The organism is Candidatus Rokuibacteriota bacterium, from assembly GCA_016188005.1.
Taxonomy (GTDB): Bacteria; Methylomirabilota; Methylomirabilia; order Rokubacteriales; family CSP1-6; genus UBA12499.
On sequence record JACPIQ010000008.1, the window covers coordinates 226,626 to 245,169 of the forward strand.

Sequence of the window (18,544 nt, forward strand, 5' to 3'; positions counted from 1 at the left end):
CATGGTCCGCTTCACCCCGGAACAGGAGGAGTTCAGGAAGTCGGTGGCCCGCTTCGTGGCCGCCGAGGTCGCGCCTGCCGCGGCGGCCATGGACGACCGGGCGGAGTTCCCCAGGGCGCTCTTCCGTCGTCTCGGGGAGCTCGGGTACCTGGGGCTGCGCTATCCCGAGGCCTACGGCGGCGCCGGCTGCGACATGGTCACCTACTGCCTCTTCGCCGAGGAGCTGGCCCTGGGCTCGCTGTCGCTCGCGGCCGTGGGGGGCATGCAGTCGCTGATGGGCACGTACTTCATCTACAGGTACGGCAGCGACGAGATCCGGCAGCGCTACCTCGTCCCCGCGCTCCGGGGCGAGCTCGTGGCCACCTTCGCGCTCACCGAGCCCGATGCCGGCTCCGACGTCGCGAACATCAAGGCGCGGGCCGAGCGGCGCGGCGCCGGCTGGGTGCTGAGGGGACGCAAGATCTGGGTCACCAACGCCCCCGTCGCGGACGTCCTCACGGTGGCCGCCAAGACCTCGGCGGAGCGCGGGGTGAAGAACATCGCCCTCTTTCTGCTGGACCGGGCGACCATGCGGGGGATCTCCCTCAGCAAGAAGATCGACAAGATGTCCGTGCGAGCCTCCGAGACGGGGGAGATCGTCCTCGAGGACGTGGAGGTGCCGGACGGGCACCTCCTGGGCGGCGAGACGGGCGGGGTGGAGAAGGTCGGGGGGGTGCTCGCCGAGGCGCGCATCATGACCGCCGCGCTGTCGGTGGGGCTGGCCCGCGCGGCGTACCAGGCTGCGCTCGACTACGCGCGCCAGCGGACGGCCTTCGGGAAGCCCATCGTCGAGCATCAGGCCATCGGCTTCAAGCTCGCGGACATGCTGACGGCGATCCACGCCGCGACGCTCATGACCTACCAGGCGGCGGGGCGCCTGGACGCCGAGCAGCCGGTGGGCCGGGAGGCCGCCATGACCAAGCTCTTCGCTTCCGAGATGGCCGTGCGGGTCACCGACGACGCCGCGCGCATCCTGGCCTCCTACGGGCTCGCCATGGAGTACCCGGTGCAGCGCTACTTCCGCGACGCTCGCTTCCTGCTGCCGGGCGGTGGCACCTCCGAGATCCTGCGCCTCATCATCGGGCGGGAGCTGGACTGGGACCGCGGGGGAGCCTTCGCATGAACGGGTCGCCGGCGCCCATGTTCCAGCCCTCGGTAGAGACGCGCCCGCGGGAGCAGCTCGAAGCCCTCCAGCTCGAGCGGATGCGCCGCACGCTCGGTCTCATCAAGGAGAACGCGGCCTACCGCAAGCGCCTCGGCTCCGTGGACGCCGAGGCGCTCCGGTCCGCCGCCGACTGGGCGCGGCTCCCGTTCCTGACCAAGGATGCGCTGCGCGACGCCTACCCTCTCCAGCTCTGCTGCGCGCCCCGAGGAACCATCAAGCGGGTGCACATGTCCTCCGGGACCACCGGCAATCCCATCGTGAACCCGTACACCCGCGCCGACATCGCCCAGTGGGGCGAGGTCATGGCCCGCTGCTACGTGGCGGCGGGCGTCACCTCTGCCGACGTCGTCCAGATCACGCCGTCCTTCGGGCTGTTCACCGGAGGCTTCGGCTTCCACTACGGCGCCGAGCGGCTGGGCGTCATGGTGGTGCCGGCGGGCGCCGGGCGCAGTGCCCTGCAGCTCAAGCTCATGAAGGACCTGGGCGCGACGGTGCTGGCGGGCATCGCTACCTACCCGCTGCGCCTGCTCGAGGTCGCGCGGGAGGAAGGCTTCGACCTGCGGGAGCTGAGGCTGCGGGTGGCCATCCTGGGATCGGAGATGTGGTCCGATGACCTGCGCGCCCTCATCGAGCGCGAGCTCGGCATCGAGACCTTCGACATCATCGGCATGACCGAGAGCGGCGGGCCGGGGCTCGGCATCGACTGCCGGGCCCACGGCGGGATCCACGTCTGGGAGGACCACTACTACTGCGAGATCGTCGATCCCCTGACCGGCAGCCTGCGCCCGGACGGGCAGGAGGGGGAGCTGGTGCTCTCGACGCTCACACGCGAGGGACTGCCCCTCGTCCGGTACCGGACCCACGACCTCACCCGCGTGGTGAGCCGGGATCCCTGCGCCTGCGGGCGTACCCATCTCCGGCTCGACCGGCTGCGGGGGCGCACCGATGACATGGTGATCTTCAAGGGGGTGAACTTCTACCCGTGCCAGATCGAGTCGCTGGTCGTGGGGCGAGCAGGCCTCGGCCACGAGTACCAGGTGCTGCTCGAGCGCAGCCCCGAGGGCGCCGACCGGATGCGCCTGCTCGTCGAGGTGAAGCCGGATTTCGATCCGGAGAGCCTGAGGGGGCTCCAGCGGGAGTTCAAGGATCTGCTCAACCTCACGCCGGAAGTGACGACCCTCAAGGAGGGAGGGATCCCGCGACCCCAGGGGAAGGCCGTGAGGGTCGTGGACCGTCGCGCCACCCAACCATGAGTGCCCGCGACGGCTGCGGCTTCCTCCGGCGAGCGGGCGACGTGTCGCTGAGCCCGGACTTAACATAATGCACCTTATCGGACATCAGATCGCCCTCGCGGGACTCCCGAGGCGCAGGGAGAGAGCAAACAGCAGCGCCTTACTGCTTTGGAGGGGTCTCGGGGCTGGCGAGCCGGCTACGGATGTCGGCGGCGCGCCGGCTATCCGGGCGCTCCTTGAGCAGGCGCGAGTAAGTCTCGCGCGCCGCCGCCGGATTGCCGCCGAACTCCTGGGCACGGGCCAATCCCAAGAGCCCCTCCTCGTAGAGGAAATCCTTCGGGGTCAGCCCGCCGAGGGCCGCCTGAAAGGCGACCTGGGCCCTGGCGTGGTCGCGCTGAGCCTCCCAGGTGTATCCGATGCCGACAGCCGCCAGGCTCCTCAGGGTGGCCGTGGCGCCCTTGGCGATGGCGATCTCGTAGGCGCCGCGCGCGGCGGCGTGCTGGCCGGCCTCGAAGCGGAGATTGCCGAGCCGGTAGGCCGCCTCGGCGGCTCCGGAGAATCGCGGGTACTCGGTGAGGACGGCCTCGAGAGCCCGGAGCGCTCGGTCACGGGCCTCGGCCGACGCTCCGGCCGCCGTGGCCTGCTGGGCGAGCTCCGCTGCAGCGACGAGCGCCAGGCGGCCACGCGCGTCCTGCGCGTTGTACCAGCTGTAGCCGCCGAAGGCCGCGGCCCCCAGCAGGCTCAGCGCGGCGAGCGCCACGACGGTCCAGCGCACCACACGGGAGGTCCTGCGCCAGGCCGCCAGAAGATCCGGCACCGGCATCAGCCTCCGGCCCGGGGCGCGGTGGGGCGAGTCGTGGCCGGGCGCTCCACCCAGATCTCCCCCTTCACGGAGGCGCCGTCGGCGGCCGAGAAGCTTCCCGTGCGGAGGGTGCCGGTGAGAACGCCCGAGGGCAGGATCTCCACGCGCGTCGACGCCGAAAGGTTGCCGCGCACGGTCCCGCCGATCACGATGGCCGCGGCGTCGATGTTGGCATCCACCTGGGCGCCCTCGCCCACGAGCACGCGCCCGGTCACCTTGATCTCGCCCTCGAACTTGCCGAGGATCTGGAAGTCCCCTTCCCCGGCCAGCTCGCCCCGGAAGGAGAGGCGGCCGCCGATGCCCGCGCTCGCCGGGACGCTGACGCTGTCGCTGCGCCGGGGCGCCGGCTCCTCGGCCTCGGGATCGCTGTCCGCGCCGCTCAGGCCGAGGTAGCCGAGCGCGGCGCGCATCACGCCCACGGCTGGGCTCCGGCCGCCGGGTCGGATGAGTGGCTCACTCTCGTATGCTAGGCGGAGCGCACTGGAGAGTCAAGGAAAGGAGCGGGCCATTGCCACAGCGCTTGAGATTCTGCATGGCCTGCGGGCGGCGGCTCGCCAGCGTCCGCGAGGAGGGGCACGCGCGACGCCGCTGTCCGCGTTGCGGCTGGACGTTCTACAACAACCCGGTGCCCGCGGTGCTCGGCATCGCCGAGCGCGGAGGGCGCGTGCTCCTGGCCCGGCGCGCGGCGCCGCCCTACGAGGGGACCTGGGACCTGCCGGGCGGCTTCCTCGAGGCGGGAGAGACGCCTGAGCGCGCCCTGCTCCGCGAGCTTCGCGAGGAACTCGGTGTCGGGACGCTCCGCCCGCGCTTCATCGGGTTCTTCGTCGAGACGTACGGCGCCGGGGGGATGCCCGTCCTCGTCGCCGTCTACCGGGTGCGGTTGACCGGCGAGCCCCGCGCCATGAGCGACGTCGCCGAGGTGCGCTGGTTCCCCCGGCGGCGGCTGCCGCTGCGCGAGATCGCCTTCCCCGCCATGCGCCGGGCGGTCCGCGCTTATGGGCGCGGCGCGACACGCTTGCCCTGATGCCTCGGCCCTGACCGGCGCCGATGCGCGTCCTGCTCGTCTACTTCAACCCGGCGCGGGACCTCCTCCCGGCGCCGCCCATCGGGCTCGCCTACGTCGCCAGCGCCACCGAGCGCGCCGGCCACGAGGTGCGCGTGCTCGACCTGCTGGCCCGCGAGCGCCCCGGCGCCGACGTGGCGCAGGCCGTGCGGGCCTTCGCCCCTCACGTCGTTGGCATCTCGGTGCGCAACATCGACAACATCGTCCGCCAGCGCCCGGCCTGGCACCTGGGCGAGCTGGCTGGACTGCTGGCGGCGGTACGCCGCGAGGGCCCCGTTCCCATCGTCCTCGGCGGTCCGGCGGTGTCCGTCCTGGGCGCCACGGCGCTCAACCGCCTCGACGCGGACTTCGCGGTGGTGGGCGAGGGCGAGGAAACCTTCCCGGCGCTCCTGTCGGCGCTGGAGGGCCACCGCCCCTGGGGCGGGATCCCCGGCCTCTGCTACCGGGACGGCGGCGCCGTGCGCGGGATGCCCCCGGCGCGGCTGCCGCGCTTCGGCGCCTCCGGCATGGAGCGCTGGGTCCACTGGCCCGCGTACGAGCGGCGAGGCGGGACATGGGCGATCCAGACCAAGCGCGGCTGCCCGCTCCACTGCTGCTACTGCGCCTACCCGGGCATCGAGGGCCACGCCGGCCGGATGCGTCCCCCCGAGGAGGTGGTGGACGAGATCGAGCACGTCATGACCCACGTGGGCCCGCGCACCTTCGAGCTGGTGGACTCCACCTTCAATGTCCCGCCGGAGCCCGCGGCGGCGCTCTGCCGCGAGATCATCCGCCGCGGCCTCGACGTCCGTCTGACAGCCATGGGCGTCAACCCCCTGGGCGTCTCGGAGAGCCTGTTCACCCTCATGCGGCAGGCGGGCTTCAACTCGATGATGATCACCCCCGAGGCGGCCAGCGACCCCATGCTCCGGACCCTGAGAAAGGGCTTCACCGTCGAGGACGTGCGCCGGACGGCCACGCTGGCGCGGAGCTGCGGCATCGCCAGCGCCTGGTTCTTCATGCTCGGCGGGCCGGGGGAGACGCGGGAGACGGTGGAGCAGACGGTGTCCTTCGTGGAGCGGCACCTGAGCTGGAGGGGCTGCGTGTCCATCTTCATGACGGGCATCCGCATCCTGCCCGGCACCGAGCTGCAGCGTCGCGCCGTCGCCGAGGGGCATCTGGCGCCGGACCTGGACCTCGCGGAGCCGGCCTTCTATCTCTCGCCGGCCGTGGACGAGGACTGGATCCTCTCCCGCATCAGCCGCGCCATCAGACGCTGTCCGGCCGTGGTGCATGCCGCCGAGGAAGGGCGGTCGACGTACGAACGGCTGGTGGACCGGGCGCTCGGCCTGCTCGGCGTGGCCCCGCCGTACTGGCGCTTCCTGCCACTGCTGCTGCGCGTGCCTCCGGTTCCCACGCTGCGGCAGCGCTACCGGCCCGCCGGCGCCGCACCCACCGCGCCGCCTACCGCGCGCTGACCACGGTGGTGCAGGCGCTTCCGAGCTTGGGCAGCTCCTCGCGGGGCTCCCGCTCCCAGCGGAGCGCGATGCGCTCACCGCGCGCGAAGGGGCAGAACGGATCGGCCGCCTCCAGGCCCCCCACCAGCGCCCGGCGACCCGCGCAGCCTCCGCGGCACGGGCACCCCGCGCAGGCCGGCGGGACCTGCCGGGCGGCCCTGAACTCCGCGGTGTCGGTGATGGACTCGCCCAGCGCCTCCAGGTCCGCGAGGCGCAGGGTGCTGTCGGGCCAGTAGGTGCATGGCAGGACGCGCCCGTCCGGAGCCACGCGCACGGTGGAGCGGCCGCAGCCCCGAGGCGCCCCCTCGTCGATGCCGAGGACGCCGGCCAGCACGGGCTCCGTCGTGGCGACGAGCCGCGTGGCGTCCGCGAGGCGCCGCATGGCGTCCCAGAACTCCCCGTAGCCGACGCTGAACTGGTCGCCCCTCGACGGCTGGTAGATGTTGACGCGCAGGGGGGCGCCGAAGGGGGCGGCGACCCGGGCGATCTCGGGCAGCCGCCGGTGGTTGATGCGCATCAACACCGCGGTCACCGTCACCGGGACGCCCAGCGCGCTCGCGCGCGCGAGCGTGTCCATCACCAGCCGCCAGTTGCCGCGACCGCGGAAGCCGTCGTGCTCACGCTCGGTCGGGAAGTCCAGCGAGCACTCCACGGCGTGGAAGCGCTTCACGGTCGCGTCGGGCAGGGACTGGATGCTGAGGCCATTCGAGGTGATGCTCACGGGCAGCCGGCGGGCGTGGAGATCGTCGAGGATCGCCCGGTAGTCCGGGTGCAACCCGTTCTCGCCGACGCCAAGGTTCACCGAGCGTGCGGGGATGCTGTCAAACACCCGGGCGACGTCCTGACGGGAAAGGCGGCCCGCCGCGAGCGCCGGCCGATAGCAGTGAGGGCAGCGGAGGTCGCACTCGTTGGTGAGGCCGATTCCCACCGCGAACCCTGCGGCCACGCTCCCCTCCTCGCTGACGGCCCGGACTAGTCGTCCCCGGAGCGGACCCCGTAGGAGGAGACGACCAGGGGGTAGGTGCCCGCCAGCTCCAGACGCTGCGGCAGCTTCCACTCGTCAAGGATGGCCGCGATCCGATCGGCCATGGTGGCGCCGTAGTAGTCGAGGAACTCCTTGGCGAAGATCACCCTGTGCGCGGCCTTCCCCCTGCCGGTCAGGATCACGAAGGCCTGCCCCTCACGGACCCGGTCCCACGACGACACCGCCGTGTAGTAGCGGAAATGATCGCGCAGATACGCCTCCACCTGCCGCACCGCCGTGGCGTTCACGAGCGGCCGATCGGGCGGCCCGACGGAGAAGCCCTCGTCCTCCAGGCGGACGATGGAGTAGCCGATGGCCCGGAGCTCCTGGGCACTGGCGCGCGCGCGGCGCCGGTCGGCGCCTCGCCGCTCCTCACCCGCGGCCACCGGGCGCCTCCGGCGCTCCCGCTGCCGGCGATCGTCCTGACGGCGGTCGACGACCACGCTCACGTCGCCCTCCGGGAACTCGTGGCGGAGATGGCTCAGCAGCTCGGCTTGTCCCCGCGCCACGACGAACAGGACTCGAGCCATGGCCCCTCTCCCCGGCACCCGGCGCCGTGTGGATCTCGGTCACCCATCACGGCACTCTGGTGCGCATCTCTTGCACGTTCGGTGCCGGGCAGCCCCGATGCGTGAAATCAGGCAAGTACGGCCCCGCCCGTGCCCGCTCGGGTGGCGGTCGTAAGGTTTCCCGACGTGCCCGGGTGGCCGGCGCGTCGGTCTTGCCACGGAGCGCGAGTCTAGCAGACACGGCATCCTGGGCTCAAGGATTGTCGCTCCGCCCGCCGGCAGCCCCGCCGCCTCGTCGCGGCGTCCTTGCATGGCGCGCCAGCCTGCGGGTAGAATCGCGGCGCCCCATGCCCTCGCTGGAGGAGTCCGGCTTACAGTCCCACCGCGGTCTGGCCCTGTGAACAGCGGCCCGGTCCGGCTCTACCTCGTGCGTCACGGCAAGGCCGCGGCGTCCTTTGCGGAGTCCGAGGACCCACCGCTCGACCCCGTCGGCCTCGCCCAGGCCCGAGCGCTCGCGGACCGGCTCGGCCCCCTCGGGCCGCTGCGCATCGTCTCGAGCCCCATGCGCCGGGCACGCGAGACCGCCGCGCCCCTCGAGCGCCTCTGGGGACGCCCGGTCCGGATCGAGCCGGCCTTCTCCGAGATCCCCTCGCCGGGCCTCGCGTTGGCGGAGCGCGCCCAGTGGCTGCGGACGATCCTGCCAAGCCGGTGGCCCCTCGTCGACCGAGACCTCGCCGACTGGCGCACCGTGCTGGTGAAGACGCTCGCCGCGCTCCCGGAGCCCACCGTGGTCGTGAGCCATTACGTGGCGATCAATGCGGCCGTGGGCGCGGCCGTGGGCGACGACCACGTGACGCTCTTCGCCCCGGACACCTGCTCGGTGACAGTGCTCGACATCGAGGCCGGCCGCCTTCGCCTCGTCGAGCGCGGCATCCAGGCGGACACCCCCGTGCTGTGACTCCGCCCGGGACCCCGCGGGCGAAAGGGCGGCCGCCGTCGAGCCGAAGACCCCGGCCCGCCGGCCAGCACGAGGGACGGGGCGCTCCGAGACGGAGGCTTGGCTTGCCCCTGGCATGTGGACCGGCGAAGATAGTGACCGACTTGATGGCGCCAGGCCCGACATGACACCCTCCCGGCTGCGGTCTCCGAAGGACAAGCCTTCGCCCGGTGCGACACGCGGCAGCGCCACCGATCCCGCGCGTCACCTCCTCCCCGATCAGCGACAGGCGCTGCGCGCCCTCTTCGCCCCGGCGCGCGTCGCCGTGGTGGGCGCCACGGAGAAGGAGGGCAGCGTCGGACGGACACTGCTCTGGAACCTGATCACACACCCCTTCGGCGGCACCGTCTTCCCCGTCAACCCGAAGCACGCGAGTCTCCTCGGCGTCAAGGCGTACCCCGATCTGGCCTCGCTCCCCGAGCCCGCAGACCTCGCGGTGGTCGTCACCCCCGCCCCGACCGTGCCCGCGGTGATCGCCGACTGCGTGCGCGCGGGCGTGAAGGGGGCCATCGTGATCTCGGCCGGCTTCAAGGAGACCGGCGCCGCCGGCGCCGAGCTGGAGCGACAGGTCCTGGCCGAGGCGCGGCGCGGCCGGCTGCGCATCATCGGGCCCAATTGTCTCGGCGTGATGAATCCCCTCACCGGCCTCAACGCGACCTTCGCCAGCGCCATGGCCCGCCCCGGGAACGTGGCCTTCCTGAGCCAGAGCGGGGCGCTCTGCACCGCGGTGCTGGACTGGAGCCTGCGCGAGAACGTGGGCTTCAGCCTCTTCGTCTCGGTGGGCTCCATGCTCGACGTGAGCTGGGGCGACCTGATTCTGCACGTCGGTGACGACCCGCGCACCCAGGCGGTGCTGATCTACATGGAGTCCATCGGCGATGCCCGCGCCTTCCTCTCGGCCGCGCGCGAGGTGGCGCTCAGCAAGCCGATCATCGTCATCAAGCCCGGGCGCACCGAGGGGGCCGCGCGCGCCGCGGCCTCGCACACGGGTGCGCTCGCCGGTCGCGACGACGTGCTGGAGGCGGCCTTCCGGCGCTGCGGCGTGCTGCGCGTCGAGAGCATCGCCGAGCTGTTCTACGCCGCCGAGTCGCTCGCCAAGCAGCCGCGGCCGCGAGGGCCACGGCTGGCCATCGTGACCAATGCCGGCGGCCCCGCCGTCCTCGCCACCGACGTGCTCCTGCTCCGGGGTGGCCAGCTCGCGGCGCTCTCCCCGGAGACGCTGGAGGCTCTCGACCGGCTCCTGCCGCCTGCCTGGAGCCACGCCAACCCGGTGGATGTGCTGGGAGACGCCGACCCGGCCCGCTACGCCCGCGCCGTCGAGATCGTCGCCGCCGACCCTGGCAGCGACGGCCTGCTGGTGATTCTCACGCCCCAGGCGATGACCGACCCGACGCGCACGGCGGAGGAGCTGAAGCCGCATGCGCGCCTGACGGGCAAGCCGCTGCTGGCGAGCTGGATGGGGGGCGCCGAGGTGGCGGCCGGCGAGAGCATTCTCAACCGCGCCAGCATCCCCACCTTCCCCTACCCGGACACCGCCGCGCGCATGTTCACCACCATGTGGCGCTACGCCGAGAACCTGCGCCTGCTGTACGAGACCCCGGCGCCCGCCACCGGCGCCGCGGTCGACCGGCCCGAGGCCGCCGGCGCGCTGCTGGAGTCGGCGCGGCACGCCGGCCGCACGCTCCTCACCGAGGCCGAGTCCAAGCAGCTCCTCGCCGCGTACGGCATTCCCACCGTGCCGACGCGCGTCGCCACCGATCCCGCCGCGGCCCAGCGTGCCGCCGCGGAGCTCGGCTTCCCCGCGGTCCTGAAGCTCCACTCGGAGACGATCACCCACAAGAGCGACGTGGACGGCGTCCGGCTCAACCTCCCCGACGCCGCGGCGGTGGGCTCGGCGTGGCGGGACATCGAGGCGGCGGTGGCCAGGCACGCAGGCCCCGGACACTTCCAGGGCGTGACGGTCCAGCCGATGGTCAGCCTCGAGGGCTACGAGCTGATCGTGGGCAGCAGCCTCGATCCGCAGTTCGGGCCGGTCCTCCTCTTCGGCACCGGCGGCCGCCTCGTCGAGGTCTTCCGCGACCGCGCCCTCGGGCTCCCGCCGCTGACCAGCACGCTGGCCCGGCGGCTCATGGAGCAGACGCGCATCTACCGTGCGCTCCAGGGCGTGCGTGGCCAGCCGCCGGTGGATCTCGCCCGGCTCGAGCAGCTGCTCGTGCGCGTGAGCCAGCTCGTCGTCGAGCAGCCGCGCATCAAGGAGCTCGACATCAACCCTCTGCTCGCCTCGGGCGAGCGGCTGCTGGCCCTGGATGCCCGCGTCGTGCTCCACGCCCCCGAGATCCCGGACTCGGAGCTGCCGCAGCCAGCCATCCGCCCGTACCCGCGCCAGTATCAGTGGGAGTGGCGGCCGCGGGATGGCAGTCAGCTCACCATCCGCCCGATCCGCCCGGAGGACGAGCCACTCATCGCCGCCTTCCACGGCACCCTCTCCGACCGGAGCGTCTACATGCGCTACCTGCACCCGATCGCGCTCCACCACCGCATCGCCCACGAGCGGCTCGCGCGGATCTGCATCGTCGACTATGACCGCGAGATCGTCCTGGTGGCCGAAGAGGCGGGAGCGGCGGGGGACGGGCGCCGCATCGTGGGGGTGGGGCGGCTGACCAAGCTCCACTGGTCCGAGGAGGCGGAGTTCGCCCTGCTCGTGAGCGATCGGTTCCAGCGCCGCGGGCTCGGCACCGAGCTCCTGCGCCGCATCGTGGAGGTCGGGCGCGGCGAGAGGCTCCGCCGGATCGTCGGCTACATCTCCACGGAGAACACCCAGATGCTCCAGCTGGCCAGGCGGCTCGGCTTCCGCGCCGCGTCCCTCGCGGAGGACCGCTCCGTCTTCGAGGCGACCCTCGACCTGTGAGGGGCACGGTCGCCGCGGCACACGTGGTCCCGTCCTGCCCGGCTGCGCGGGCCGGGTGCGCTCGGAGTGGTTCGACGTCCTGGTGGTCGATCCCGACACTGACGAGCCCCTGCCGCCCGATGCGGTGGGCGAGATCGCCGTCCGGCCCCGCCTCGCCTCGTGCTTCTCGGCCGGCTACTACCGCATGCCCGAGAAGACCGTGGAGGCGTGGCGCAACCTGTGGTTCCACACGGGCGACGCGGGCCGGCTGGACGCTGGCGGGCGACTGTGGTTCGTCGACCGCATCAAGGATTGCATCCGCCGGCGGGGGGAGAACATCTCCTCGTATGAGGTCGAGCAGGTGCTCAACGCCCACCCGGCCGTGGCGGAGAGCGCGGTGATCGGCATCCGGACCGCCGGCGCCGGCGGCGAGGAGGAGGTCAAGGCGTGCATCGTCCCGGCCGGCGCGTCGCCGGACCCGGTCGACGTCCTCGACTGGTGCGTCCGCCGCATGCCCCGCTCCGCCGTGCCGCGCTTCCTGGAGTTCGTGCCCGCCCTGGAGAAGACGGCGACCGGCAAGATCCGCAAGCAAGCGCTGCGGCAGGCCGGCGTCACCCCGACCACCTGGGTCCGGGCGTCGGTCGGCTACGTCGTGCCCCGTTGACTTCACGCTGGAGGGAGGAGCTCACATGAAGCTGCCGTCGAAGATGGTGGATCTCTCGATGCCGCTGGACAACGAGACGCTGTGTGACCCGGACCTCATGCGCCCGCGAATCCAGTACGTCTCCCAGGGGGACAATGCCGGGGCGATGGCGGGGTTCTTCGATGGCATGCGGCCGGCCGACCTGCCCAGCGGGGAGGGCTGGGCCTGGGAGGTCATCACCCTCACCACGCATAACGGCACGCACATGGACGCGCCGTGGCACTACCATTCGCGCGACCGCAACGGCGCGCCCATGCAGACCATCGAGCAGCTGCCGCTCGACTGGTTCTTCCGGCCCGGCGTGAAGCTCGACTTCCGCGAGCGGCCCGACGGCTACATCGTCCAGCCGGCGGACGTCGAGGCGGAGCTCGCGCGGATCGGACACAGGCTGCAGCCGCTGGACATCGTGCTCGTCAACACGAGCGCCAGTGCCTACTACGGCACGGCCGAGTACCTGGACCACGGCATCGGGATGGGCAGGGACGCCACGCTCTACCTGACACGCGAGCACGGCGTGCGGGTCACCGGCATCGACGCCTGGGGCTGGGACGCGCCGTTCTCGTTCGGGCGTGCGCAGTACGCCAAGGACAGGGACGCCAGCAAGGTGTGGCAGGGCCACTGGGCCGGCATCGAGCAGCCGTACTGCCACATGGAGAAGCTGCTGAACCTGGAGCAGCTACCGGCCACCGGCTTCGTCGTGAGCTGCTTCCCGTGGAAGATCAAGGGGGCATCGGCCGGGTTCGTCCGGGCCGTCGCCCTGTTCGACTGAAGGCGGCGGTGGTGCCCCCGGGGTGACTCGAACACCCGGCACGCAGTTTAGGAAACTGCTGCTCTATCCACCTGAGCTACGGGGGCATGCTTCCGCGGCCGGCACGCGCTCTCGATTCTAGCACTCCCCGCGCGCGCAGGCGCTCAGGCGAGGTCAGAGAGCCCCGCGCGCCGGGCGGCGGGGGAGGCCGGCCGCTGCCGGCGCAGGGTCTCGAGCTCCTCGACCTGCTCGACGGGACGCCCCAGTCGCGTGGCGACCTCCGCCATCGTGGGCACCCGCCCCAGCTCCTCCGCCAGCCCCGCGCGCGCCCTGGAGTACTGCGACAGCAGGAGATTCACCTGGACCGGCAGCCGGCGCACGCGGGCCTGATGGGCCAGGGCGCGAACGATCGCCTGGCGAATCCACCAGGTTGCGTAGGTAGCGAAGCGCGTTCCGCGGTCCGGGCGGTACTGCCCGGCGGCGTGGAGCAGACCCACGTTGCCTTCCTCGACGAGGTCGGGGAGGGACAGGCCACGGTTCACGTAGCGGCGGGCCAGGCTCACGGCGAGACGGAGATTGGCCTCCACGAGCCGACGCTCCGCCTCGGCGTCCGCGGCCCGGGCGCGGCGCGCGAGCTCTCGGTCCTCGCTGGCGGTGAGGGGCCCGAAGCCGCGGATCTCTTCGAGGTAGAGTCCCAGGAGCGCGCGGTTCCGCTCCGCGGCCTCGGGCGGCTCCTTGCCGTCGCCGAAGACCGAGAGGTCTTCTGTCAGGACCGTCTCCAGCGGCTCGTCGGCGCCCTCGATGGGCTCCTCGAGGTCCTCCTCACTCATCCTCGTCGTCGTCTTCGGGCGCCTCGGGCACCTCGTCCGCGCCGGCCAGAACCACATCCCGGGCCGGCAGCAGGTAGAGGGGGTTGTAGACCAGACCCTCGTGCCGGATCTCGAAGTGGAGGTGGTAGGCGGTGGCCCGCCCGCTCCGCCCCACCGTTCCGATGACGGTGCCGGCGTCCACGCGGTCCCCCGCCTCGACGAAATTCTGAAGGTTGTGGGCGTAGACACTCGTGAAATCGTTGTCGTGCTCGATCCGCACGATCCGGCCGTACGACCGCTGCCAGCCGCTGAAGTACACGATGCCCGGCGCCGCGGCGAGGACGGGAGTCCCCACCTCCGCCCTGATGTCGATGCCCGCGTGCCAGCCGCTCCGGCGCTGCCCGAAGCCGGAGAGCACCGGGCCGAGCACGGGCCAGGTGAAGTCGATGCTCCGGCCGTTGAACTCGGGCACCGCCAGGAAGAAGCGTGTCGGGACACGTCGGGGCCCCGCCGACACCAGCAGCGTCCCATCGGAGCGGGGAAGAGGCGCCCGGGGTTCCGACACCGTCGGGGTTGCTGCCGGCGCGCGCTGACAGCCGGGGATGTCGAGCCGCTGGCCGATCCGGAGCGATCCCGGGCGGGCCAGGCGGTTGCGGACGATGAGCGCCTGGCGGGTCACCCGGTAGCGCGCGGCGATGCGGTTCACGGAATCACCAGCCTGCACCACGTGGGCGCAAGCGGCCAGCCGCGGCTCGGGGCCCTTCTGCGCCCTGGGAAGCGCGCGCTTCTGGGAGCTCTTGAGGGGGGCAGCCTCGGCGTGCCCCGAGCTGCCCTGGACGAGGAGCAGACCGGGCACCAGCAGCCCGATCCCGATCGCCCGCCGCGCGTGGGTCCGGCAGCGCGTCACGGATCGAACTCCGCGTAGCGGATCCCGAAGGAGGTGAAGCGTCCAGTGGCTGGCCGCCACGTGACCGCCACCTTCTCCACGCGGGCCAGCGGCGGCCCCTTCTCGAGCTCCCGCGCCAGCTCGTCGATCACGCGGCGCCAGCCCTCCACGCGCACGCGGACCCGGCCGTCCTTCAGGTTCATGACGTAGCCGGCGAGACCGAGCTGGCCCGCCTTGCGCTCCACGAAGTTGCGGTAGCCGACACCCTGGACGCGCCCGTCGACGACGATCTCGGCGGCGCTGCGGATGTCGGCGGCACTCATGGACAGGGGGTCTGCCGCCGCAGCCCGCGGCCGGTCACGGCAACGCCCGCCGGCGGACGGGGGGAGGGAAAATGGTCGGGGCGACTGGATTTGAACCAGCGACCTCCTGCTCCCGAAGCAGGCGCGCTACCAAGCTGCGCTACGCCCCGACCTCGCATGGCACCGCTCGACCCCGGTTCCTCAGGTCTGCCATGCGTACTTCCCGATGAGTTTGACGAACACGCATCCCGAGTCGTCGGTGACGCGCATCCCCCCCCGCGCCTTCTCGATCACCTGCAGCCGCTGGGCATCCGCCTCGCCCACTGGCATCACCATCCGCCCTCCCTCGGCCAGCTGCTCGAAGAGTGGCGGCGGGACCGACGGCCCGCCCGCGGCCACGAGGATCCGGTCGAACGGCGCCTCGTCCGGCCATCCGAAGGTCCCGTTGGCCGTGCGGACCCACACATTGGTGTAGGCCAAGGCCTCGAGCGTCTGCCGGGCCCGCGCGGCCAGCCGCGGGAGCCGCTCGACGGTGCAGACGCGGCCGGCGCATTCCGCCAGCACGGCCGCCTGGTACCCGGACCCGGTGCCGATCTCGAGCACCTTCTCCACCCCGGTGAGCTTCAGGAGCTCGGTCATCCTTCCCACGATGAAAGGTTGCGAGATCGTCTGCCCCTCGCCGATGGGCAGCGGGTGATCGCCGTACGCCCGCTCCCGCAGCGCCTCCTCCACGAACAGGTGCCGCGGGACCCGGCGCATGGCCGTGAGCACCCGCGGGTCAGCTATCCCGCGCGCCACGAGCTGCTGGTCGACCATCTTCTCACGCTCCCGCGCGAAGCGCTCGCGAGAAGCGACCCCGTCGTTTCGCCCGATCACGGCTCCCGCTTCTTCAGTTCGGCATTCAGGCCGCCCTCCCAGCCGGACAGCCCGCGAAGCGCGCCGTGGTGGGTCAGGTCGAGATGCAGCGGCGTGACCGACGCCCACCCGGAGTGCACCGCTGCGATGTCGGATCCTTCCTCGTCCTCCTCCCACGTCGGCGACCCGGCGCCGATCCAGTAATAGGGCCGCCCGCGCGGGTCCATCTCCTGGACGGCCTTGGCGCTGTAGACCCTGTGCCCCAGCCGCGTGATCCGCACGCCCCCGGGCGTGCCCGGGGGCACGTTCACGTTGAGCAGCGTCTGCGGTGGCAGCCCTTCCACGAGGAGCCGCGCGGCCACGGCCCGCGCCACCGCTGCCGCCCCAGCGAACCCTTCGCCGTCCGGGTCCACCTGCGAGACAGCCAGGGACGCGACGCCGAGCAGCGTCCCCTCCATCGCCGCCGAGACCGTGCCCGAGTACGTCACGTCATCGCCGAGGTTGGCGCCGTGGTTGATGCCCGAGGCCACCAGGACCGGGGTCTCCGGCAGGAGGCCGAGGATCCCGAGGTTCACGCAGTCCGAGGGGGTCCCGTTCACGGCGAAGCGCCGCTCCCCGAGCTGTTCGACGCGAAGGGGCCGGTGGAGCGTGAGCGCGTGCCCCACCGCGCTCTGCTCGCGATCCGGGGCCACCACGTACACCTCACCGAGATCCCCGAGCGCCAGCGCCAGGGCCAGGAGCCCCGGGGCGTGGATCCCGTCATCGTTGGTGACCAGGATCACGCCCGGCATCCACTCCTCCGATCGTCAAAAACAAAAACGAGCAGATCCGGGAATCTGCCGTCGCCAGACGAGAGAATTGGTCGGGGCGACTGGATTTGAACCAGCGACCCCTTGACCCCCAGTCAAGTGCGCTACCGGGCTGCGCCACGCCCCGACCCGGGTGCATTGTACGGAGAGACGGCGTGAAACTCAAGGTGCGGCTCACTTCGCTTCGTGCGCCAGCCGCTCCCGGAGGGCGCGCAGGCGCGCGCGCAGCCCCCGCAGCGTCTCGGCCAGCGCGTTCTCCTTGAGCCCGAGATCCATCTGCACGGTGCCCCGCGACTCGGCCAGCAGGCGCTTCTTGGCGCCCTCCAGCGTCAGGCGCTCCTCGTAGAGGAGCCCCTTGATGCGCAGCACCAGCTCCACATCACGCTTGCGATAGAGGCGCTGCCCCGCCGGGTTCTTCTTCGGGCGGAGCAGCTTGAACTCGGACTCCCAGTAGCGCAGCACGTAGGCGGGGATGTCCGTGATCGTCTCGACCTCGCCGATCCGGTAGTACAGCTTGTCCGGGATCACCTGGGTCACGTGGGCCCCACGCTATTGGTTGAGCCGCAACTTCAGCCCCTTGCTGGGCTTGAACGTCAACACCTTCCGGGCCGTGATCTCGATGCTATCGCCGGTCTGGGGATTCCGCCCGCGGCGGGACGCCTTGCGACGGATCCGGAAGTGGCCGAACCCGACGATCTTGACGTCCTCGCCGCGCTCGAAGCAGTTGAAGATGATGTCGAAGAGCGACTCGACGACCGAGGCCGACTGCCGCTTCGACAGCCCGTGGGCTGCCACCGCGTTGATCAGGTCATTCTTGGTCAGTGCCCTCACCTCCCCTCGACTGCCACCGCGTCCCTCACCCAGCGCGCGTAGGCGGCCGACCCCACGTCGACCGCCAGGCCCAGCACCTCGGGCACGGAGTACGTGTGCAGCGCCAGCACGCGATGCTCGAGCTCCGTGTACCGGCACGCCTCCGTCTTCACGACCAGCAGCGCCTCCGGCGTCTCCTGCCGCGCTCCCTCCCACACGTAGATCGACGTCACGCCGGGGACCACGTTGACACAGGCTGCGAGCCGCTCGTCCACGAGCGTCCGTCCCAGCGAGAGCGCGTCATCCACGGAGGGGGCGGTGACGAGGACCACCACCGTCCGGGCCGGCTCTCCCCCCTCGGTCACCGGGGCGCGCCCTGCGTGACGAAGCCGGCGAGACCGTGGCCCTCCACCTCCCTGCGTCCCGCCTCGGCCGCGGCCCGGCTCGCGTAGCCCCCGACCCGGACGATATGGTAGGTGGCGGGCGCCCCGTGGCCCGTGCGTCTGATCTTCACGCTGAACCCGCCGGCGGCCAGCCTCCGGGAGAGGGCCACTGCCTCGCGCAAGTCGAGGGGCGGCCCCGCGACGACCACGGCGCTGGACTGTCGAGCCATACCGTTTCCACCCAGGGCCCCGCTCACCGCCTCCACGCTCGCCCCGCTGACGACGACCTCGTGGCGGGTGGGGGCGGACTCTGCCCGAGAGACCTGCGCCACCTCGACCCGAAGCTTCCGGGTCCTCAGGCTGCCGGCCAGACGCTCGGCGTTGCGCACATCCTGGAAGGCCCCGACCTGGACCCAGTAGCTTCCCGCGGCCGTGGCGGGTGGGCCTGACGTCTCGCCGGGGCCAACCGCCGCCCGGGACCGGGAGCGGGGCGCCCCTTCGGGAGGTGCGGGCGTGGGTGCCCCCGCGCGGCGGGTCACTGTCCTGCCCTGCTGCTGGGCTGGCCGCTCGGACGGAGGAACAGGCTGGATCAGTTCCGTCTTGCTCGCGGCCCCTGGCGCCGCCGCCGGGGGCGATGCGGGCGGCACAGCCGGCGCCGGCGGGGGAGGCCCGGACGGGAGCGGAGCCGAAGGCACCGTGATCCGCGCTTGAGGCCGAGGCTCGACGGATGCTCCGCCGAGCCACCGCAGCAGGTACGGCACCGCGATCACGACAATCACCGCCAGCGCCGCGAGCACGAGCAGCGCACGGAACCACCCCGACGCAAGGATGCTCCGGGGGGAGAACCGCCCTCGATCGTCGTCGTCGAGATACTCGTCTCGGTCTGGGCTCACGCTGGCGGAATCTTAGCACACCGCCAGGCTTGGGCAAACCCATTTTCCCCGGCGTTCTGCCTAGTTAGGCCC

21 protein-coding genes and 3 tRNA genes are annotated in these 18,544 nt (G+C 72.1%); 8 read left to right on the forward strand and 16 right to left on the reverse strand.

The window, feature by feature from the left end; genetic code table 11:
• The first annotated feature begins 1 nt into the window (after position 1).
• A complete protein-coding gene (locus HYV93_02680; GenBank protein MBI2524867.1) occupies positions 2-1,162 on the forward strand; it encodes an acyl-CoA dehydrogenase family protein in 1,161 nt (386 codons plus the stop codon).
• A 17-nt stretch (positions 1,163-1,179) separates the two neighbouring features.
• Positions 1,180-2,457 (forward strand): phenylacetate--CoA ligase, encoded by a 1,278-nt coding sequence (locus HYV93_02685; GenBank protein MBI2524868.1) that lies wholly within the window; start codon positions 1,180-1,182, stop codon positions 2,455-2,457.
• A gap of 139 nt (positions 2,458-2,596) precedes the next feature.
• On the opposite strand, the gene HYV93_02690 is transcribed toward HYV93_02685, so the two are convergent.
• Positions 2,597-3,259 carry a tetratricopeptide repeat protein gene (locus tag HYV93_02690; GenBank protein ID MBI2524869.1) on the reverse strand — a complete coding sequence of 221 codons (663 nt, stop codon included), beginning with the start codon at positions 3,257-3,259 and terminating at the stop codon, positions 2,597-2,599.
• On the reverse strand, positions 3,259-3,717 hold the full coding sequence (locus tag HYV93_02695) for a polymer-forming cytoskeletal protein (GenBank protein ID MBI2524870.1): 459 nt from the start codon (positions 3,715-3,717) through the stop codon (positions 3,259-3,261). The genes HYV93_02690 and HYV93_02695 overlap by 1 nt, the downstream gene beginning before the upstream one ends.
• A 113-nt stretch (positions 3,718-3,830) precedes the next feature.
• Between HYV93_02695 and HYV93_02700 the strand changes: the two genes are divergently transcribed.
• Positions 3,831-4,322 carry an NUDIX domain-containing protein gene (locus HYV93_02700; GenBank protein ID MBI2524871.1) on the forward strand — a complete coding sequence of 164 codons (492 nt, stop codon included), beginning with the start codon at positions 3,831-3,833 and terminating at the stop codon, positions 4,320-4,322.
• A gap of 23 nt (positions 4,323-4,345) precedes the next feature.
• On the forward strand, positions 4,346-5,818 hold the full coding sequence (locus tag HYV93_02705; protein ID MBI2524872.1) for a cobalamin B12-binding domain-containing protein: 1,473 nt from the start codon (positions 4,346-4,348) through the stop codon (positions 5,816-5,818).
• Here the strand turns inward: HYV93_02705 and HYV93_02710 are convergent.
• Together HYV93_02710 and HYV93_02715 are read right to left on the reverse strand one after the other, a co-directional pair.
• On the reverse strand, positions 5,805-6,803 hold the full coding sequence (locus HYV93_02710; GenBank protein MBI2524873.1) for a radical SAM protein: 999 nt from the start codon (positions 6,801-6,803) through the stop codon (positions 5,805-5,807). The two genes, HYV93_02705 and HYV93_02710, sit on opposite strands and share 14 nt — an antisense overlap.
• Positions 6,804-6,829: 26 nt before the next feature.
• A complete protein-coding gene (locus HYV93_02715; protein MBI2524874.1) occupies positions 6,830-7,411 on the reverse strand; it encodes a hypothetical protein in 582 nt (193 codons plus the stop codon).
• A 376-nt stretch (positions 7,412-7,787) separates the two neighbouring features.
• Between HYV93_02715 and HYV93_02720 the strand changes: the two genes are divergently transcribed.
• The 4 genes from HYV93_02720 (at position 7,788) to HYV93_02735 (ending at position 12,746) form a co-directional block, all read left to right on the forward strand.
• Positions 7,788-8,348, forward strand: coding sequence for a histidine phosphatase family protein (locus HYV93_02720; GenBank protein ID MBI2524875.1), 561 nt, complete (start codon positions 7,788-7,790; stop codon positions 8,346-8,348).
• A gap of 163 nt (positions 8,349-8,511) precedes the next feature.
• Positions 8,512-11,295 (forward strand): bifunctional acetate--CoA ligase family protein/GNAT family N-acetyltransferase, encoded by a 2,784-nt coding sequence (locus HYV93_02725; protein MBI2524876.1) that lies wholly within the window; start codon positions 8,512-8,514, stop codon positions 11,293-11,295.
• Positions 11,296-11,350: 55 nt separating this feature from the next.
• A complete protein-coding gene (locus HYV93_02730; protein MBI2524877.1) occupies positions 11,351-11,938 on the forward strand; it encodes an AMP-binding protein in 588 nt (195 codons plus the stop codon).
• 25 nt (positions 11,939-11,963) lie between these two features.
• Complete coding sequence (locus HYV93_02735; GenBank protein ID MBI2524878.1) at positions 11,964-12,746, forward strand: cyclase family protein; 783 nt, start codon at positions 11,964-11,966, stop codon at positions 12,744-12,746.
• A gap of 9 nt (positions 12,747-12,755) precedes the next feature.
• Here HYV93_02735 and HYV93_02740 read toward each other — a convergent pair.
• The 12 genes from HYV93_02740 to HYV93_02795 form a co-directional block, all read right to left on the reverse strand.
• Positions 12,756-12,832, reverse strand: a tRNA-Arg gene (locus HYV93_02740).
• Between the two features lie 57 nt (positions 12,833-12,889).
• Positions 12,890-13,555 (reverse strand): sigma-70 family RNA polymerase sigma factor, encoded by a 666-nt coding sequence (locus tag HYV93_02745; protein ID MBI2524879.1) that lies wholly within the window; start codon positions 13,553-13,555, stop codon positions 12,890-12,892.
• A complete protein-coding gene (locus tag HYV93_02750) occupies positions 13,548-14,441 on the reverse strand; it encodes a peptidoglycan DD-metalloendopeptidase family protein (protein ID MBI2524880.1) in 894 nt (297 codons plus the stop codon). Before HYV93_02750 ends, HYV93_02745 begins: the two co-directional genes overlap by 8 nt.
• Positions 14,438-14,743: an acylphosphatase gene (locus HYV93_02755; protein ID MBI2524881.1), complete on the reverse strand. Its 306-nt coding sequence runs from the start codon at positions 14,741-14,743 to the stop codon at positions 14,438-14,440. The genes HYV93_02750 and HYV93_02755 overlap by 4 nt, the downstream gene beginning before the upstream one ends.
• Positions 14,744-14,815: 72 nt before the next feature.
• A tRNA-Pro gene (locus HYV93_02760) sits at positions 14,816-14,892 on the reverse strand.
• Between the two features lie 31 nt (positions 14,893-14,923).
• Positions 14,924-15,538 (reverse strand): protein-L-isoaspartate(D-aspartate) O-methyltransferase, encoded by a 615-nt coding sequence (locus tag HYV93_02765; protein ID MBI2524882.1) that lies wholly within the window; start codon positions 15,536-15,538, stop codon positions 14,924-14,926.
• Between the two features lie 56 nt (positions 15,539-15,594).
• Positions 15,595-16,368: a 5'/3'-nucleotidase SurE gene (gene surE, locus HYV93_02770; protein ID MBI2524883.1), complete on the reverse strand. Its 774-nt coding sequence runs from the start codon at positions 16,366-16,368 to the stop codon at positions 15,595-15,597.
• 68 nt (positions 16,369-16,436) lie between these two features.
• Positions 16,437-16,513 (reverse strand) — tRNA-Pro (locus HYV93_02775).
• A gap of 47 nt (positions 16,514-16,560) precedes the next feature.
• On the reverse strand, positions 16,561-16,923 hold the full coding sequence (locus HYV93_02780) for a MerR family transcriptional regulator (GenBank protein MBI2524884.1): 363 nt from the start codon (positions 16,921-16,923) through the stop codon (positions 16,561-16,563).
• Positions 16,924-16,935: 12 nt separating this feature from the next.
• Positions 16,936-17,208, reverse strand: a complete 273-nt coding sequence (locus tag HYV93_02785) for an integration host factor subunit alpha (protein MBI2524885.1) — start codon at positions 17,206-17,208, stop codon at positions 16,936-16,938.
• Positions 17,209-17,213: 5 nt separating this feature from the next.
• Entirely contained in the window at positions 17,214-17,531 is a 318-nt protein-coding gene (locus HYV93_02790) for a divalent-cation tolerance protein CutA (protein MBI2524886.1), read from the reverse strand.
• Positions 17,532-17,557: 26 nt separating this feature from the next.
• On the reverse strand, positions 17,558-18,472 hold the full coding sequence (locus HYV93_02795; protein MBI2524887.1) for an SPOR domain-containing protein: 915 nt from the start codon (positions 18,470-18,472) through the stop codon (positions 17,558-17,560).
• Positions 18,473-18,544: the final 72 nt, after the last annotated feature.

Coding starts and splice junctions, on each gene's coding strand:
- HYV93_02680 (MBI2524867.1), top strand. CDS start 2: ATGGTCCGCTTCACCCCGGAACAGGAGGAGTTCAGGAAGTCGGTGGCC.
- HYV93_02685 (MBI2524868.1), top strand. CDS start 1,180: ATGTTCCAGCCCTCGGTAGAGACGCGCCCGCGGGAGCAGCTCGAAGCC.
- HYV93_02690 (MBI2524869.1), bottom strand. CDS start 3,259: ATGCCGGTGCCGGATCTTCTGGCGGCCTGGCGCAGGACCTCCCGTGTG.
- HYV93_02700 (MBI2524871.1), top strand. CDS start 3,831: ATGGCCTGCGGGCGGCGGCTCGCCAGCGTCCGCGAGGAGGGGCACGCG.
- HYV93_02705 (MBI2524872.1), top strand. CDS start 4,346: ATGCGCGTCCTGCTCGTCTACTTCAACCCGGCGCGGGACCTCCTCCCG.
- HYV93_02715 (MBI2524874.1), bottom strand. CDS start 7,411: ATGGCTCGAGTCCTGTTCGTCGTGGCGCGGGGACAAGCCGAGCTGCTG.
- HYV93_02725 (MBI2524876.1), top strand. CDS start 8,512: ATGACACCCTCCCGGCTGCGGTCTCCGAAGGACAAGCCTTCGCCCGGT.
- HYV93_02735 (MBI2524878.1), top strand. CDS start 11,964: ATGAAGCTGCCGTCGAAGATGGTGGATCTCTCGATGCCGCTGGACAAC.
- HYV93_02745 (MBI2524879.1), bottom strand. CDS start 13,555: ATGAGTGAGGAGGACCTCGAGGAGCCCATCGAGGGCGCCGACGAGCCG.
- HYV93_02755 (MBI2524881.1), bottom strand. CDS start 14,743: ATGAGTGCCGCCGACATCCGCAGCGCCGCCGAGATCGTCGTCGACGGG.
- HYV93_02765 (MBI2524882.1), bottom strand. CDS start 15,538: ATGGTCGACCAGCAGCTCGTGGCGCGCGGGATAGCTGACCCGCGGGTG.
- surE (MBI2524883.1), bottom strand. CDS start 16,368: ATGCCGGGCGTGATCCTGGTCACCAACGATGACGGGATCCACGCCCCG.